We start from the raw sequence: 17,760 nt of genomic DNA on the forward strand, positions 1-17,760 counted from the left end.
TTTCTTACGCCACGAGGTTTCGCGCGCGGTCCTGCCACAGCGCCTGGGCCGTGCGCCCGGGCGCGTCGATCCCGGCCGCATCCAGGGCAAGCGCCGCTGTCGACAGCACGATGGCCTCGGCAAACTCGTCCCGCAGGTCGCCCCGCCAGATCGCGCCAAGGGCAGCTGGATCGGACGGCGCGTCCGCAAGGCGGCGATGGGCGTCCAGCACCTGGGGCGCGGCGCCGGTCCAAGGCCGCCCCTCCCGCAGGCCGAACAGGGCAATCTCCTTTCCCGGGTGATGCTCGAACTCGCCGCCGCCGCCCTTCAGAACGCTCAATCGATCCAAGCCCAGATGCATGCCCGCATCGGCCTGAAGCTCCCGATAGGGCGGATGGAAAACGCCTTGGACGGCGGCTGGCGCGCCGCCCGGGTTCAGCATCCTGCACACCGTATTCACGCATGACCGCAACCCCAGCGTATCGCGCAGGCGCAGCAGGGCCATCACGCCGGGGGCCATCGTTTCCAGCGGCAGGTAGGCGATCCCGTCGGTGCCAAGGTGCCATGCGGCCTCGGCCATGCATTCAGCGGGGCGCAGGCCCAGCACCGGCAGCGCCGCACGGACCGACGCCCGGGTGCCCTGGTGGCTATTCCAGCCATGCAGCAGCACGGGCACGCCCGCATCCGCGACAAGCCGCGCGGCCAGCAGGAACCACGGCAGCCCTCGCGTGCGCCCCGCGGCATAGCTGGGCCAGTCCAGCGCGGGGCGGGTGCCCGACCAGGGGGGAAGCGCGGCGTGGGCGGCTGCGGCAAAGCCCGCGATCTCGTCTGCCGTCTCGCCCTTCATCCGCATCAGCATCAGGATCGCGCCCACGGCTTCGGGCGCGGCGCCTTCGGCCAGCATCGCGGTCATCGCCGCCTCGGCTTCGTCGCGTGTCATGGACCGTGCGCGGCCCTGCCCCCGACCGAGGATCTGGACGAAGGGCGCCAAGCTCATTCCGCGGCCTCCCGTCCTTGCGCCGGTGCCAGCAGGGCCGCGATCTCGGGCCGGCACGAGCCGCAATTGGTTCCTGCCGAAAGGGCGACGCCCACCGCCTCGACCGATAAAAGGCCGTCGGTCTCGATCGCGGTCAGGATCGTGTTCACCCCCACCCCGAAACACGAACACAGGATCGGCCCCGGATCGGGCCGGTCGGCCGGGGCGCGGCCGGTCAGCGGGTCGATTTCAGGAAGCGTCGCCAGATAGTCCCGCATCAGGCCAAGCGGACCCGGCCCGACGAAAAGCGCCGCTGCAAGGCGACCCTCTTCCCGGAACGCCAGCCGGGCGATGCCGCGGGCGGGGTCGCTGAGAACCTGGGCTTCGGCGGCCGGTAGGTCGAACAACGTACGCGCCGCAGCCTCCCAGTCTTGCGGCGCGTCGCGCCCGGCCAGCTCGGCCCGCCAGCCCGTGGCACTGCGCGCCACGGCCCAGTAATCGCAAGAGGGAGCCATAGGTGCGGCCGAGACGGCGAACCCGTACCATGCAGCGGCGAAGGGACGTGCGGCGCAGACGGACGCCTTGCTTTCCGGCTGGCCGGATACCGGATCGGTCGCACCCGCCACCAGCGCATCGATCCGGCCCGAAGGCGCTGTTTCACCGGTCCAGTGCATCGGCGCGAAAAGCGTGCCGGGCTGGACCGCGTCCGTCACCGTGGCGCGCAGGATGGCGCGGCCCGTGGGCGCGGACAGGTCGACCAGCGTATCGGCCGCGATGCCAAGCCGTGCGGCATCGCAGGGATGGATTTCGACGAAGGGCTCGGCCAAGTGGGCCGACAATCGCGCCGAGCGTCCTGTGCGGGTCATCGTGTGCCAGTGATCGCGGACCCGGCCCGTATTCAGCCGGAACGGAAAACGCGGTTCATGTTTCGCGGCCGGTGCCCGCCATGTGACGGGGACCATGCGCATCCGACCGTCCGCGTGGAACGACCGACCATCCGCGAAGAACCGCCCCCCGCGCTTCGCGGCCACCGGCCAGCGCGTCGGAGCCAGATCGGCATAGGCCCCGTCCGACAGGTCTGCCAAGGCAGAGATATCGAAATCCCGTCCGAACCCGCCAGCGATGCCCGACAGCGCGGCATGCTCGCGGAAGATCTCTGCCGGGCCGTCGTAGTCGAAGGCCGCTTTATGGCCCATCCGTCGGGCGACCTGGGCCACGTGCCACCAGTCGGGACGGGCCCGGCCCGGCCCGGCAAGCGCCGCGCGCTGGCGCGAGATTGTCCGGTCGGAATTGGTGACCGTGCCGTCCTTTTCGGCCCAGGCGGCGGCGGGCAACAGCACATCGGCCAATCGCGCCGTGTCCGTGTCGGCGGTGATGTCGGACACGACGGTGAAGTCGCAGGCAGCGATGGCCGCGCGCACGGCGTCGGCCTCGGGCAGCGTCGCGGCGGGGTTCGTATGCATGATCCAAAGCGCCTTGATCCGCCCCGAGGCCACGGCGCGAAACATCTCGACTGCCTTCAGCCCCGGGGCGCTGGCTAGGCGCGGCGCGTCCCAGAACTCGGCGACGGCGGCACGGTGGGCCGGAACCTCGATATCCAGGTGACACGCCAGCGTGTTTGACAGGCCGCCGACTTCGCGCCCCCCCATCGCATTTGGCTGCCCGGTGACCGACAGCGGCCCCTGCCCGGGCTTGCCGATCCGCCCTGTGGCAAGGTGGCAGTTGAGGATCGCGTTCACCTTGTCGGTGCCGCTACTGGACTGGTTCACACCCTGGCTGAACACGGTGACGACCTTGTCCGTCCCGATCCATAACCGGAAGAACCGGTCCACCAAATCAGGGGCAAGGCCTGTCGGTTCCAAGCTGTCCGTGCGGGCGGCGGCGAGCGCCGCTTCCAAGCCGTCAACACGGTCAACATAACCCGGGTCGAACGCGCCGGTCTCCGCGATCTCGCGAAGCAGCGCGTTGAACAACGCCACGTCGGACCCGATGTGCAATGGCAGGTGCAGGTCGGCCCCGTCGCAGGTGGCGGTGCGCCGCGGATCGACGACAATGATCTTCGTACCCCGCGCGGCCTTTGCGGCCAAGACGCGCTGGTGCAGGACGGGGTGGCACCATGCCAGGTTCGACCCGACCAGCACCACCAGATCGGCCTGGTCCAGGTCCTCGTAGGTGCCGGGCACAGTGTCGGTGCCGAAGGCGCGCTTGTGCCCCGCCACGGTAGACGCCATGCACAGCCGCGAGTTGGTATCGATATTGGCGGTGCCGACGAAGCCCTTCATGAACTTGTTGGCGACGTAGTAATCCTCGGTCAGCATCTGGCCGGAGGCATAGAAGGCGACGCTGTCGGGACCGTGTTCGGCGATGGTCGCGGCGAAACGGTCCGCGACGCGGTCCAGCGCCGTGTCCCAGTCGGTCTCGTGCCCGCCGATCCGGGGGGCAAGGAGGCGCCCCTCGGCTCCGACCGTCTCGGCCAGCGCCGATCCCTTCGAGCACAGCCGCCCGCGATTGGCCGGATGGTCGGGATCGCCGCGCACGCTCAACCCCTCTCCGTCCGGCGTCAGGATCACGCCGCAGCCCACCCCGCAATAGGGACAGGTAGAGCGGACCTCGCTCACGCCGCGCTCCGCTTGCCGACCGCCTCGGCATCGATGAGGATCCGTCCCCCCTCAACGCGGACGGGATAGGTGGCGATGCGCCCCTCGTCCGCGCCTTGCGCCTCGCCGGTTTCGAGCGACCACACCCAGTTGTGCAGCGGACAGGTCACCTTACGGTCGTGGACGATCCCTTCGGCCAACGGACCACCCTTGTGGGCGCAGGTGTTCGAGGTGGCGAAGACCTCGGCCCCGGCGGTGCGGAACAGCGCCACGCAGCCCGCCGGCGTCTTGACCACGCGCGCACCGCGCAGGGGGATGTCGTCCAGCGCACCGATGTCGATCCAGCTCATTCGGCGGCCTCCAGTGTCAGGTCTGCGATGGGGGCGAAGGCGCGCGCCTTCTCGCGCACCGCCAGTTCCGCCCAGGGGTCGGTCTGGTAGATCGTCTGGGAAAGGTCGAACCGCTCGACCAGTGCCGTGCGGGTGGCAGCGTCCGAGAGGGTTTCCTTGACCCAGTCAAGCCCCACCTTCGACAGCCACTTGTAGGGCCGGTCCAGATACTTGGCGTGTTCGCGGTAAAGCTGAACGAAGGCGACGGTCCATTCCACAGCCTCGTCCTCGGTCGCGACCTTGACCAGGCGCTCGACCTCCTTCACGTCCATGCCCGCGGCACCGCCGACTCCGATCTCGAAGCCTGAATCCACGCATACGATGCCCACATCCTTGCAGGTCGCCTCGGCGCAGTTGCGGGGGCAGCCCGAAACGGCGAGCTTCACCTTGTGCGGCGTCCACGACCCCCACAGCCGCCTTTCCAGACGGATGCCCAGGCCCGTCGAATCCTGCGTTCCGAACCGGCAGTGATCGGTGCCCACGCAAGTCTTCACCGTACGCAGTCCCTTGGAATAGGCATGCCCCGAAACCAGGCCGGCCGCGTTCAGATCGGCCCACATGGCGGGCAGATCCTCGCCCTTCACGCCCAGAAGGTCGATGCGCTGGCCGCCGGTGACCTTGACCGTGGGCACGTCGTATTTCTCGGCCGCGTCGGCGATGGCGCGCAGTTCGGCGGCCGAGGTGATCCCGCCCCACATCCGCGGCACGACGCTGAACGTGCCGTCCTTCTGGATGTTGGCGTGCTTGCGTTCATTCACGAAGCGGCTTTGCGGGTCGTCCAGATATTCCAGCGGCCAGTCGGCCAACAGGTAGAAGTTCACCGCCGGGCGGCAAACGTGGCAGCCGTTCGGGGTGCGCCATCCCAGTTCCTGCCAGACCGCGGGTTGCGATTTCAGTTCCTGCGCCTTGATCAGGCGGCGCACGTCCTCGTGGGACAGGTCGGTGCAGCCGCAGACGGGCTGTGCGGCGGGCATCGCGAAGGCCTCGCCCAGCGTGGCGGCCAGGACCTGTTCGACAAGCCCCGTGCAGGTCCCGCAGGACGCGCTGGCCTTGGTCTGCGCGCGCACTGCGCCGAGGTCGGTCGCCCCCCCTTCGATGGCGCTGACGATCTGACCCTTGCAGACGCCGTTGCAGCCGCAGATCTCTGCGTCAGCCGGCAAGGCTGCAACGGCGGCCATAGGGTCCGCCGCAGCCCCCCCTTGGTACGCGGGTCCGAAGATCAGCGTCTCACGCATCTCGGAGACATCGGTGCCGTCCTTGATCAGACCAAAGAACCAGTTGCCGTCGGCCGTGTCGCCATACATCACCGCGCCGACCAGCCGGTCATCCTCGACCACCAGCCTCTTGTAGATGCCGCGGGCGGGGTCGCGGAAGACGATGTCCTCGCGCCCCGGGCCTTCGGCGAAATCGCCGGCGCTGAATAGGTCGCAACCTGTCACCTTGAGCTTGGTGGACAGCTGCTTCGGGGCGAACGCGGCCTCCTGCCCCAGAAGCGTCGCAGCCAGCACCTTGGCCTGGTCATAGAGGGGGGCGACAAGGCCGAAGAGCTGCCCCGTAAATTCCACGCATTCGCCCAGCGCAAAGACGTCCGGGTCCGAGGTCTGCATCTGCGCGTCGACCTCGATGGCACGGCCGACCGTCAGCCCGGCGTCCCTGGCCAGCGCGACGGCCGGTCGGATGCCGACAGCCATGACGACCAGATCGGCCGGCAGAACCGTGCCGTCCTCAAGCTCGACCGTCTCGACCTTGCCGTCCCCCCGGATGCACTTGGTGGATGCCTGGGTCATCACGGTGATCCCCCGCCGCTCCAGATCGGCGCGCAGAAGATATCCCGCCGCAGGATCCAGCTGACGCTCCATCAGGTGTCCGGCGAGGTGAAGGACCGTCACCTCCATACCGCGCAGGCGCAGGCCCGCGGCGGCTTCCAGCCCCAGCAGACCGCCGCCGATCACCACGGCGCGAGCGCCTTGCGGCTGGTCGATCATCCGGTTGGTGTCGTCGAGGTCGCGATAGGCGATCACTCCGTCGAGGTCATGCCCGGGGCACGGCACGATGAAGGGGTCCGAGCCGGTGGCGATCACCAGCCGGTCATACGGCACCTCGCCGGTCGTGCCGACCACCACGCGGCGGTCACGGTCGATCCGCCGGATCCGCTCGCCAAACCGGCAAGTCACGCCGTGTGCCGCGTACCAATCGTCGTCATGGGTGACGATCTCGGCATAGCTCTTCTCTCCTGACAGGACCGGCGATAGCATGATGCGGTTGTAGTTGCCGCGCGGTTCGGCGTTGAACAACGTGACCTCGAACTTTTCGGGGGCGGCCTCGAACAGATGCTCCAGCAGGCGGCCCGAGGCCATGCCCGCGCCAATGACCACAAGTCTTTCCATCATCCGCTCCTCAGCAATACCAGGCTACAACATGGGCAAGCTCGCCGCCCCGGTGGATCGGCAGGCCAACCATCATCGCGTAGTCGCCCGCCGCGGCCCCCGTTTCGGTGACCGGCAGACCGGTGGCCAGCACCCGGCCCACCGGGCCTTCCCAGGCATGGGCGATGCGCTCGTTCCCGGCATTCTCGGGGTCCCAGAGCGGCCCCTCGCGTTCGCAGATGCCGTCGATCAGGCGGGCTGTTCCGCGCGGTCCTGTTCGTGCGGCGCGGGCGTCCCAGATTTCGAAACGCCGTGCGATGGGGGTTCCCCGGGCCGACAGCAACGTCAGAACATAGGTCTGCCCCCCCGGGACCGGCACGGGCAGGCCGAGGCCTGTGGTCAATCCCGCCTGGCCCGCGCTTTCGGCGCGGACAAAGCGGTATCCGGACCCCAGATCACGCATCAGGATCGGCGTCTGCGCCGCCCAGACCCCGCCCGGAAGCCCTTGCCCGCGCGGGAACCGGGTGTGCTGGCTGACCCATTCGAAATGCGTCGCGGCCCCGTAATACCCGTCATCCAAGCTCAGCACTCCGTCGGCTTCGGCCCAGACCTCGATCGCGCCGGTGCGCACGGCGTCGTCGGCGCAAAGCACCACAAGCACAGCCTTCAGGGACTGCCCGGCAAAGACCGGCACCGCGACGGCACTGGTCAGACCGACCGCGCGTGCGGCCTCGGCGCGCTTGAAATAGGATCCGTCGAAGCCTTTCAGCACGACCGGGCGCGCCTCGGCCCACGCCTTGCCGGGAAGACCTTCACCCTTGGCAAAACTTTCCTGGCGCGAGGCGTCGGCGAAGGCCGAGTGGGGCCCGTAAACGCCACCCGACAGCACCAGCCGGCCGCCTTCGGGGATCCAGACCTCGGCCACCTCGACGAAGGTGCGGGTCGTTTCCAGAACGGTGTCCATGGCGCTCATTCCGCTGCGATGGCCGATTTGGCCGGTTGCGATTTGGGGCGCGCGCCGTGCTCGTATTCCTCGAGGAAATTCAGCACCTGCTCGCGGTATAGATAGTAGTCAGGATGCTCCAGCAGCGCCTTGCGGCTGCGCGGGCGCGGCAAGTCCACGTCGACGATCTTGCCGATGGTCGCCTGCGGGCCGTTGGTCATCATCACCACGCGGTCGGCCAGCAGGATCGCCTCGTCCACATCGTGCGTGACGCAGATCGCGGTGACCTTCGTGCGGTCCCAGACCTCCATCAGCACCTCTTGCAACTCCCACCGGGTGAGGCTGTCGAGCATGCCGAACGGTTCGTCCAGAAGCAGCAGCTTGGGCGACAGGGCGAAGGCCCGGGCGATGCCCACTCGCTGCTTCATGCCGTTGGACAGATCGGTCGCGGGCCTGTCCATCGCGTCGCCGAGGCCCACCCGTTCGAGGTAGTATTCCACGACGTCCTGCCGTTCGGCGCGGCTGGCGCGCGGATAGACCTTGTCGACGCCAATGGCGACGTTCTCCTTCGCGGTCAGCCACGGAAACAGCGAAGGTGACTGGAACACGACTGCACGCTCGGGGTCGGCGCCCGTCACGTGCCGCCCGTCCAGCTTGATCGCACCCTTGGAAATCTCGTTCAGGCCGGCAGCCATGGTCAGGACGGTGGACTTGCCGCATCCCGAATGGCCGATCAGCGAAATGAACTCGCCCCGGTTCATCTTCAGGTCGAAATCCTCGACCACCGTCAGCGGACCCTTGGGCGTGGGATACACCTTGTGCAACTGCGAGAAATCTACGAACCGCTCGTCTATCAGGCCGTCGCGGGCGTCCTTCTGGACCTTGGGAAGGCCGTGGATCGGGGTCACGTTCGGCAGGGCCTTCTTGCCCCCCGCCTCGGTCTTGATCCCGACATCCATCAGATAGCCGGTGATGTCAGCGCGCAGGCGCTTGAAGCCCTCGTGGTGGTTCATCGCCCCCCGCTCGCGCGGGCGGGGGATTCCGACGGTGAACTCGCGCCCCAGCGTCCCCTCGGGGGTCAGGGCGATGATCCGGTCGGCCAGAACTATGGCCTCGTCCACATCGTTGGTGATCAGCACACAGGTCTGCTTTTCGTGCTGCCAGATCGCCTCGATCTCGTCGGCCAGATTGGCGCGGGTCAGCGCGTCGAGCGCAGACAGCGGCTCGTCCAGAAGCAGAAGGTCGGGGTTCATGGCAAGCGCGCGGGCCACGTTCACCCGTTGGCGCATCCCGCCCGACAATTCGGCGGGGCGGCGTCCGGCAGCATGCCCAAGGCCCACCATCTTCACGTAATGGGCGACCTTGGACTCCTTCTCCTTCGTGGGAAGGCTCGGAAAGACCGTGTCCACCGCCAGGCGCACGTTGCCGGTGACGGTCAGCCACGGCATTAGCGAATAGCTTTGAAAGATCACGCCCCGTTCCGGCCCCGGTCCGGTGACGGGCTTGTCCTTGTAGGTGACGTGGCCCCTGGTAGGCGCCTCCAACCCCGCCATGAGGTTGATGAGGGTCGTCTTGCCGGTGCCCGAAAACCCAAGCAGGACTAGGAACTCGCCCTCGGCCACGGTCAAATCGATGCCCTTGAGCACCGGCGTTTCGCCATAGCTTTTGTGGACGCCTTGGAATGTCAGGATACCCATACCGCTCACCGCTGGTTCGTGAAGGTGAAGGCCGCCTGGATCGCGAACATCAGGCGGTCCAGAAGGAAGCCGATGATGCCGATGGTGAACACAGCCACCATGATCCGCGCGAGCGAGGACGAACTGCCGTTCTGGAACTCGTCCCAGACGAACTTGCCCAGGCCGGGGTTCTGGGCCAGCATCTCGGCGGCGATCAGGACCATCCAGCCGACTCCCAGCGACAGGCGCAGACCGGTGAAGATCAGCGGCAGGGCCGAAGGCAGCACCAGCTTGGTGATCTTGGTGTAGGTGTTCATCTTCAGCACCTTCGAGACGTTCACCAAATCCTTGTCGATCGACGCGACCCCAAGCGCGGTGTTGATCAGCGTCGGCCAGAGCGAGCAGAGCGTGACCGTGATGGCCGAGACCAGGAACGACTTGGCGAACAGCCCGTCATTCGTGGCGTAAACGGCCGAAACGATCATGGTGACGATGGGCAGCCAGGCCAGCGGACTGACCGGCTTGAAGATCTGGATGATCGGGTTCAGCGCGGCGTTGGCGGTGGGCGACAGACCGGCTGCGATCCCCAGTGGGACGGCGACGGCGGTGGCGATCAGGAACCCGAAGAACACCGTCCCGATAGAGGTCCGGATCTGTTGGTAGAAGGACGGTGCGCCGGTATAGGCCACGGCGCTGACCTCGTCGCCCCTGCCGGCCTCCACAAGTCGCTCGTTGCGCAAGGCGACCATCTCCTCGAACCGGGCGCGCTGTTCGCCGGTGCGCACGGCATCGGCATGCAGGCCCTGCGCTTCCTGCCACACTTGCGCAGGCCCCGGCACGGCCCCCAGTGACGTCTGAACCTGCGGCGCCAGTATCGCCCACAGCGCTAGGAATCCCATGATCGCCAGAAGCGGCACGCCCAGAAGGCGCCAGATCTCGGACAGCTGGCCTTTGGGATTGTCGCCCGCGGCGGCCCGCAGCAAGGGGGTCAGGAACGAAAGCCCGAAGACGTTGAACCAGGCATCGGCCTTGTTGATGCGGGTGAACCACCGGGCGCGGCGCGCCTCGCGGTGCTGGGCTTCCATGGCGTTGGGATCGACGGCGGTCATGGGGATCTCCGGTTTGTCGATGACATCTGGGGGGAGGTCCGCGGCGACCGCGCACCTCCCCGGGATCGTGGGGCGGTCAGCCCTCGACGCCGGACCCGGTGACGGTCTGTCCGTCTTTCAGGCCAATGCTCAGGCTTTCGAGGTAGCCGGTCGGGTTGCGCCCGTCATAGGCCAGGCCGTCGATGATATCCTCGGCCGGGGTCGGTTCCTTGTAGCCGTCGGTGTCCCACGGGAAGCCGTCCTCGGGCGCCATCCCCTCGTCCACCAGCATCCGCGCGGCTTCGAGGTAGATGTCGGGGCGATAGACGGACTCGGCAGTGTCGAAATACCACTGGTCGTCCTTGGCCTCGGCGATCTGTCCCCAGCGGCGCATCTGCGTGAGGTACCACACCGCGTCGGAGTAGAAGGGATAGGTCGCGTTGTAGCGGAAGAAGACGTTGAAATCGGGGACTTCGCGGACGTCGCCCTTCTCGTACTCGAAGGTGCCGGTCATCGAATTGGCAATGACCTCTTCGTCCGCGCCGACATATTCGGGCCGGGCAAGGATCGCGACCGCTTCCTCGCGGTTGGCATTATCGTTCTCGTCCAGCCAGATGGCGGCGCGGATCAGCGCCTTGGTCAGCGCCAGCGTGGTGTTCGGGTTTTCCTCGGCGAACTCGGCAGTGATGCCGAAGACCTTTTCGGGGTTGTTCTTCCAAATCTCGTAATCGGTGATGACCGGGACCCCGATGCCCTTGAACACCGCCTGCTGGTTCCAGGGTTCACCTACGCAATAGCCGTGGATCGTCCCGGCCTCGAGCGTCGCAGGCATCTGCGGCGGGGGCGTGACGGACAGCAACACGTCCGCGCCGATCTGGCCCGTCGCGTCGCCGTCGCCGTAAAAGCCGGGATTCAGACCACCCGCGGCCAGCCAGTAGCGCAGTTCGTAATTGTGGGTCGAGACGGGGAACACCATGCCCATCTTGAACGCCTCGCCATTCTGGTTGAACTGCTTGACCACGGGCACCAGCGCCTCTGCGCTGATCGGATGCTGCGGCAGTCCGTCGGCGTTTTCCGGGATATTGGGTTTCATCATGTCCCAGACCTCGTTCGACACCGTGATGCCGTTGCCGTTCAGGTCCATGGAGAAGGGCGTGACGATATGCGCCTCGGTGCCGTAGCCGATGGTCGCGGCCAGCGGCTGACCGGCCAGCATGTGCGCACCGTCCAGCGTGCCGTCGATGACCCCGTCCAGCAGCACCTTCCAGTTGGCCTGCGCCTCGAGCGTGACGAACAGCCCCTCGTCCAGAAAATACCCCTGCTCGTACGCGACGGCGAGCGGGGCCATGTCGGTCAGCTTGATGAAACCGAGGGTCAGCTGGTCCTTCTCCAGCTCCAGCATCTGCGCGAGGGCGGGGCTGGTAAGGCATGTGGTGGCGGCTAGGCCGAGCAGGAATTGTTTCATGTCGTCGTCCCAATTCGGGCCGGCATAGGGGCCGGCCAAACACGCAAAAAGCCGCTGACGCACCTCGCCTGTCTGGCAAGGGGTCGAGCGGCTTTGCTCATCATCCCGGTCGTTCGGGTGTTCGGTCGCGACCGGCCCCGTTGCCTGTCGCACTTCGTTCATGCACCCCGCCGCCGGGGTCTGAAACAGAATTCGTCGTGCTACATGGCGAATGCGCCGCAATGCGGCATCGTTTTCGCCCCCTGCTCAAGAACAAGGCATTGTCATAACGCCGGATCGAACGTGCCACCGTCAAAAAAGGCATTGCGCCACAATGTCGTCTGCCCTCGAACCCCAGCGACGGAAGAATCGACCCCCAGCGCTCCCTCAACGCGGGAGGAGGCGGCGGGAAGGTCCGCGGCCGTCTGCTTCAGCGCCGCCCGGTAGAGGTCGCTGCGGAACACGGACGAGGCGGCACCGACCGCACGACGTCGGTCCAGCCCCGTGCGCGCGGCAAGTTGACCCCCGATCCAAGCCGCCTGGCTGCGCCAGGGGAAGTTCGCCCCGCCCTCGTGGAAAGCAACGAAACGTGGGGCGGTTTGGCTTTGGCCCGACGGGGCACGGATCAGGCGACCGGTCAGCGCCCGCTCGATCAGGTCTGGGGCGATGTCCAGATACGCCCGGCGCGAAAGAAGCTCGGCCGCCAGGGACCGACCGTCCGCGGTATCGAGCCAGCGCCCCGCCCGCCAGACCGCGCGGATCAGGCGGCCGGACAAGTCCGGCTCGGCCTCCGCCCAGTCGCGGCGCATCGCGAGCACCTTTTCCGGCGCCGAGGCCCAGATCGCGCAACCCGGCAACAGAAGCTCCCCCACGCCGCCCTCGACCGCCTTCGATCCCCAGGGCTCGCCCACGCAGAACGCGTCGATCTCTCCGGCGCGGATCGCATCAGCCATCAGCGGGGGTGGGACGGTGCGGATGGACAGGCTTTGCGGACTGGGTCGGCCTAACGCGGACAACCAGTAGAAGACCAGTTCCGCATGCATCGAAAACGGAAACGGCACCCCGATGCGCAGGGGTTCGGGCGCAGCGGCGATCAGTGCGCGGCCCGCGGCATGGGCGTCCGTGAAGTCGAACTCATGGCCCGCATCGCGCATCCGGTCTGCAAGAGCGGTGCTGACCCCGACCACCGTGCCGTTCACCGACAGCACCGAGACCGCGTCGATCGCGGCGCCACCCCCGCCCAGGCCCAACGCCATGGCCACGGGAACCGGGGCGAGCATATGCGCCGCGGCGACCTGCCCGAAGGACAACGCGTCCCGGGCCGAGGACCACGACGGCGCGCGGCGGAACTCCAGCGCGATCCCTTCCTCGGCGGCGAACCCCATTTCGTGCGCGACGACCAACGGCGCGGCATCGACGAGGGGTACGAACCCGATCTCCAGCGTCGCGGCCCTCACCCCAGAAGCCCCGCCGCCGTGACCAGCGCCTCGGCCACGTCGGCAACCCGACGCCCCTGATCCATCGCGGTCCGCCGAAGCAGAGCATAGGCCTCGTCTTCGGGAATGCCGCGCGCGCGCATCAAAAGCCCCTTTGCGCGGTCGATCACCTTGCGCTCTTCCAGCGCGCGTTTCGTCTCGGCCAGTTCCGCGCGCATTCGCTGCATCAGGCGAAAGCGCGCGATGGCCGCGTCCAGCACCGGCTTGACCCGCGCGGGCGTCAGGCCATCCACGACATACGCCGACAGGCCCGCCTCGATGGCGGCCGTGGACAGGCCTTCATCGCTGCGGTCCACGAAAAGCGCGACGGGCCGGTCGAGCGGTCCGCTGGCCAGCGTGAGTTCCTCGATCACGTCCCGGGACGGATCAGCCACGTCGATCAACACCAGGTCAGGTTTGCGCTGCACGATCTGACGCGCGAGCGCTGCCCGCTCTGCGATGACGTGAACCCGGTAATCCGTGGCGTCCGTCAAAGCATCGACGATAAGGCGCGCCCGCTCGGGATCAGGTTCGACGACGACAATGGTAAGCGGATCGAGCATGGCCTTATTGAACAGCAGTGGCGCGCAAGCGACCTCAAGGTGTTCTGGTCCGGGTACGGTTCGGTCATTGTATTTGCGTAGATTTTAGCCTTGGCACCCCTGCATCGCCCAAACGCCACGCTTATGGCGAAAGGCACGTTTAGGTCGGGCCGGCGGGGTTCGCTCACGACGATCCTGTGGTCGTCCTCAATCCGTTGATCCGCGCAGGTCCCGCGCCGGAGCAAACGGTCCCCCACAGGGGTCATCAACCGGCGCGATGCCTTTGATCAGGCGGTCCCTCGCTGCTGTTCAGCTACAGCTGCCAGTGGCCCCCGCCCGGACCTTCAACAAAGCCCCTACGATCATGTGCGTGCTTGACTGCCGGACTCGGGCTTTCCCGTTATATTGCAGGAATTCGTTTTTCGGACGTTGCCTGCTCCCCCATTACGTCCCGTGGGTGATCATGGTAAGCACCCCGGCCGGGTTCCGGTATTTGCCGGAACGCCGCAGTTTCCAGTTGGTGCCCCGTGCGGTCGCGGTGTCACGGAATTTCCGTTACCGCACAGGAGCACACGAAAGGGATCGATACGCCCTTGGCGTCAGACGCATCCATGGCTTACGCAGCGTCGCGCAAAGGTACGGGCGTCCTCTTCTCGGCCGATGGAGCCGGGGTCGTTTCGACCGAGTTCTCGGTAGCGACGAGAGCGTTCAGTTCCTCGGATTGCCGGGCAAGATCGTTCGCCGCTTCTGCTGCCTGCGAGGCGAGGCCATCGTTCTGCTCGATCACGCGTTGAAGCTCGGCAATGGCCGTTCGAATTTGCTCGGACCCGATGGTCTGTTCGCGCATCGCGGCCGATATATTCCGGTTGGCGTCCGCGGTGCGGTCGATTTCCGGCAAAAGCTCGGCCAGCATCGCACCCGCTTCGGTCGAGACTTCCATCGTGTTTCCGGAAAGTGCCGAGATCTCGGCCGAAGCGTCCCGCGCGCGCTCGGCCAGTTTACGGACCTCGGCCGCTACGACAGCGAACCCGCGGCCATGCGAGCCCGCCCGCGCGGCTTCGACTGCGGCGTTCAGCGCCAACAGATCGGTCTGACGGGCGATATCCTGGATCACTACGATCTTCCGGGCGATGTCCTGCATCGCGGTCACAGCACTGGCCACCGTGCTTTCGGCAAGGCGCGCGCTTTTCAGTGCCTTGGCCGAACTGCGTTCGGTCGCGGACACATCCTCGGCCGTGCTGCGGATCGAGGCGCTGATTTCCTCGATCGAAGAGGATGCCGCCTGGACAGACCCGGACTGACGCCGCGCACCCTCGGCCATCTCGTTCGCGACCGTGCTGAGCTGCGCGCTGTTCTCCTCGATCGCGCCGATGCCGCTCTTGGCTGCGTTGAGCATTCTTGAGATCTTGTCGTTTGCTTCGGCCTGTTCGACCCGAGCTGCTTCGGACGTCTCCAACGCCCGCTTCTGTGCGATACGGATGTCCTCTGCTTGTCGATGATGCCCGATGACCATCGCACAAAGCCCGGCCGTCTCGACGATCAGAACGACGGCGTGGACGATCGTACGCTCAAGGTTCGTTCCCCCGGGATAGATCAGTTCGGGCAGCGCAAAATTCAGGCCCAGGTGATGGACTGCAACGATCGCGGCCGCCGCAAGCAGCGCCCGGGCGTCGAACAGCAATGACAAGATCGCCAGCATGGCAAAGAAATACATGTGCATGTCGACCTGCCACGCATGTCCCGCCATCACACCCACAAGGATCGCAGGTTGCGCGATCAGCGCGCATGCAAGCGTAACCCGCCCGCGGACTTGCGAAAGGTAGAGGTCCAACGTCGCTAGCCCCGAGAGGGCAAGGGACGCGGCCACGGGAAGGACCCAGTTCCCGTCCCTGAGCAATGCGATCGTCAAGACGAGCGGGACGTGCAGCCAGCAGAAGGCGAGCATCGCGCGAAGCTTCAGGGGCATCGATGCGATTTCCGATGCAACAGGTTTTGTCATTACAATTTCCTAGATCGTGACACAGAAAGCGCGCGACAAACGTCCGTCGAGGACAAGCCACGCACCGGATTGCCTTAGGTATTCCTGAAAATCAGGCACTTGCGAATAAACCAGACCAACGAATGGAACACGGCCCGGCAGGATCACATATGCGGATGCAGAAGCCGCAACACGATCCGCACTGGTCCAGGGCGCGGCCAGCACAAGAACGGGCGCGCCAGGCACCGGGGCGTTCTGCCCGATCAGAATCCCAAGCGGTGTACCAATGCCGATCGTCAAAACGCCGACAAGCGGCAAGTATCGGACCCACTTTGACATCCTTCTCATGGGTCAACTGGACCACATACGGATTAATGCCGCCCTAACGGGATCCAAGCATTCGCGCGACGAGGACCGATTTGGCCCGGACGACCACGTTTGCGCGAGCGATGCTTCCTTCGGACGCCGGCTTGGGACAAAAGCCCTATCGAAGATGGCCAAATTCTCCGCCGTAACGTCAGCCGAGGAACCGAGAATGCAGTTCTGGATCACGATCGGCCTGATACTCGTTCTGTCCGCCCTTGGACTGACATACGAGATTGCCGCCGGACGGGTGCTTGCCCCATTCTTCGGGACGTCACTGCTGACCTGGACATCGGTCATCGCGACAGTGTTGGCAGGCTTCTCACTGGGCAGTGCATGGGGTGGGTTCGTGGCTGAGCAGGAACGCCAGGACGCGGTCGGCACGGTGCGCGGTGCGTTGGTCGCCACGGCTGTTCTGATGGCCTTGTCGCCCACGGCATTGGGACTGGTTCACGCCTGGGGCGCACGGGGCACCGGGGGAATGCTGCTCAGCGTCGTGCTGGCCTTCTTCCCCGCTTCGGTCTTCGTCACACTGCCCTCGCCATATCTTGCAAAACGGGCGATCGAGGCCCGTCCGGGCCGCGAGGGCTCGTCCCTGGGTGTGGTGCTGGCGGCCGGGTCCCTGGGGGCCATCCTCGGCGCGGTTCTGGCGGGGTTCGTGGCCCTGCCCTTGCTCGGCTCGGCAGCGACCTTCGCGGTCTGCGGCGGGGCCGCCCTCCTTTGCCTGGCGTTCGTTCGCTGCGATACGACTGGCCGCGAAACTGGCGAGACGGTGCGCACGCCCGGGCCACCTGGCGGCGTGGTGGTCGCGGCGGCGGCCTTCGTCGTATTGGCCGGCGTGGCCGGCGGTCCGCTGTGCCAATATGAATCCGGACTGTCCTGCATTCATGTTGCCCCCCGGGGGGGCGATATCCGGCTATTCTCCGACCGAACGCTGCAAGCGGCCGAACCTGCCGTGCTGGAAGATGCGGACGAAGAGCGATCCGAGCTTGCCCTCTCCTATACGCAATGGATTTGGACCCGGATGGACCACGATCTGGGCGCTGACCCGTCGGTTCTGTTCGTCGGCGGGGGCGGATACACGCTGCCCACCCGCCTTCTTGCCTCCCGCCCGGGGGCCGAGGCGATCACCGTCGAAATCGACCCGCTCGTGACAAAGGTGGTACGCCGGCACATGCCGCGCGCGGGCGATATGATCGAGCGTACCGGCTATGATGCCGAAAACGCCGGCGAAAGCGAAACGGCACGCCTGGGCATCGTTCATGCGGATGGACGCGTCTTTCTGAACGAGACGGACCGCCGCTTCGACGCCGCGGTAATGGACGCATTCTCCTCGAGTTCCGTTCCGGCCCATCTGGTCACGCGCGAGACCTTCACGCGGCTTCGCCAGATCGTCGACGGCCCCGTGTATGTGAACCTGATCGACACGCCTGACGGTCCGCTTGCGCGTGGGGTTCATGCAATCCTCGCCGACCTCTATCCCCATGTGGAGGCCGTTCAGGGCGATACCAATGCGTTCGGCCGGGCGAACCTGGTCCTTGCGGCCTCCGGCGCGCCGTTGGCTGCGCTGGACACCTTGCCCGAAGGATACGCGCGAACCGAAATCTCGCCCGGCCGGGCCTTCACGGACGACAGGGGTTGGGTGGGCCATCGGTAGCAGCCCCCGGACACCGGCTTATCGCACGCCGAGCGGTCCGCAATAGCCCGCTCCGTCGGTCACTGCCCAAGCCACCCCGTTCCCGGCCCAAGAACAGATGCGCAGCACAGTTCGCCCAAACCGCAGTGCCGCCATCAGAATGATGTTCATGGCGAGGTACGAATTCATCTGGAAGGTTATGTTGACTTGGATCGCACCTGACAGGTGGTGAAACTTCCGGCAAATGCGCCGGCGAGAGGGTGCGATGACAGCTGTGCAACCGGTCTGCGGAGGCGCTTCGGGAGAAG

General features: G+C 66.4%; 13 protein-coding genes. 1 reads left to right on the top strand and 12 read right to left on the bottom strand.

Features of this window, described 5'->3' with window-relative positions:
• Nucleotides 1-4: 4 nt before the first annotated feature.
• The 12 genes from PAA8504_RS09490 to PAA8504_RS09545 form a co-directional block, all read right to left on the bottom strand.
• Nucleotides 5-976, bottom strand: coding sequence for a glycosyl transferase family protein (locus PAA8504_RS09490; protein WP_108893931.1), 972 nt, complete (start codon nt 974-976; stop codon nt 5-7).
• The gene (locus tag PAA8504_RS09495; protein WP_108893932.1) at nt 973-3,573 is read right to left on the bottom strand and encodes a nitrate reductase; all 2,601 of its coding nucleotides are present in this window, start codon (nt 3,571-3,573) and stop codon (nt 973-975) included. Before PAA8504_RS09495 ends, PAA8504_RS09490 begins: the two co-directional genes overlap by 4 nt.
• Nucleotides 3,570-3,902 carry a nitrite reductase small subunit NirD gene (nirD, locus tag PAA8504_RS09500; RefSeq protein ID WP_108893933.1) on the bottom strand — a complete coding sequence of 111 codons (333 nt, stop codon included), beginning with the start codon at nt 3,900-3,902 and terminating at the stop codon, nt 3,570-3,572. Before nirD ends, PAA8504_RS09495 begins: the two co-directional genes overlap by 4 nt.
• On the bottom strand, nt 3,899-6,331 hold the full coding sequence (nirB, locus tag PAA8504_RS09505) for a nitrite reductase large subunit NirB (RefSeq protein ID WP_181375748.1): 2,433 nt from the start codon (nt 6,329-6,331) through the stop codon (nt 3,899-3,901). The genes nirD and nirB overlap by 4 nt, the downstream gene beginning before the upstream one ends.
• 7 nt (nt 6,332-6,338) lie before the next feature.
• The gene (locus PAA8504_RS09510; protein ID WP_108893935.1) at nt 6,339-7,271 is read right to left on the bottom strand and encodes a GAF domain-containing protein; all 933 of its coding nucleotides are present in this window, start codon (nt 7,269-7,271) and stop codon (nt 6,339-6,341) included.
• A 5-nt stretch (nt 7,272-7,276) separates the two neighbouring features.
• Entirely contained in the window at nt 7,277-8,947 is a 1,671-nt protein-coding gene (locus tag PAA8504_RS09515; RefSeq protein WP_108893936.1) for an ABC transporter ATP-binding protein, read from the bottom strand.
• Nucleotides 8,948-8,952: 5 nt separating this feature from the next.
• Complete coding sequence (locus PAA8504_RS09520) at nt 8,953-10,035, bottom strand: ABC transporter permease (RefSeq protein WP_108893937.1); 1,083 nt, start codon at nt 10,033-10,035, stop codon at nt 8,953-8,955.
• A 76-nt stretch (nt 10,036-10,111) separates the two neighbouring features.
• Nucleotides 10,112-11,479, bottom strand: a complete 1,368-nt coding sequence (locus PAA8504_RS09525) for a CmpA/NrtA family ABC transporter substrate-binding protein (RefSeq protein ID WP_108894087.1) — start codon at nt 11,477-11,479, stop codon at nt 10,112-10,114.
• Nucleotides 11,480-11,742: 263 nt separating this feature from the next.
• Nucleotides 11,743-12,915, bottom strand: a complete 1,173-nt coding sequence (locus tag PAA8504_RS09530; protein ID WP_108893938.1) for an ABC transporter substrate-binding protein — start codon at nt 12,913-12,915, stop codon at nt 11,743-11,745.
• Nucleotides 12,912-13,496, bottom strand: a complete 585-nt coding sequence (locus PAA8504_RS09535) for an ANTAR domain-containing response regulator (RefSeq protein ID WP_108893939.1) — start codon at nt 13,494-13,496, stop codon at nt 12,912-12,914. Before PAA8504_RS09535 ends, PAA8504_RS09530 begins: the two co-directional genes overlap by 4 nt.
• 595 nt (nt 13,497-14,091) lie before the next feature.
• Complete coding sequence (locus PAA8504_RS22440) at nt 14,092-15,474, bottom strand: methyl-accepting chemotaxis protein (RefSeq protein ID WP_108893940.1); 1,383 nt, start codon at nt 15,472-15,474, stop codon at nt 14,092-14,094.
• Nucleotides 15,475-15,483: 9 nt separating this feature from the next.
• Nucleotides 15,484-15,792, bottom strand: a complete 309-nt coding sequence (locus PAA8504_RS09545; RefSeq protein WP_146190475.1) for a hypothetical protein — start codon at nt 15,790-15,792, stop codon at nt 15,484-15,486.
• Nucleotides 15,793-15,988: 196 nt separating this feature from the next.
• Here PAA8504_RS09545 and PAA8504_RS09550 point away from each other — a divergent pair, with 196 nt between their 5' ends.
• The gene (locus tag PAA8504_RS09550) at nt 15,989-17,473 is read left to right on the top strand and encodes a fused MFS/spermidine synthase (RefSeq protein WP_108893942.1); all 1,485 of its coding nucleotides are present in this window, start codon (nt 15,989-15,991) and stop codon (nt 17,471-17,473) included.
• The last annotated feature ends 287 nt before the right edge of the window (nt 17,474-17,760 follow it).

Source organism: Palleronia abyssalis (genome assembly GCF_900302445.1).
GTDB classification, from domain to species: Bacteria; Pseudomonadota; Alphaproteobacteria; order Rhodobacterales; family Rhodobacteraceae; genus Palleronia; species Palleronia abyssalis.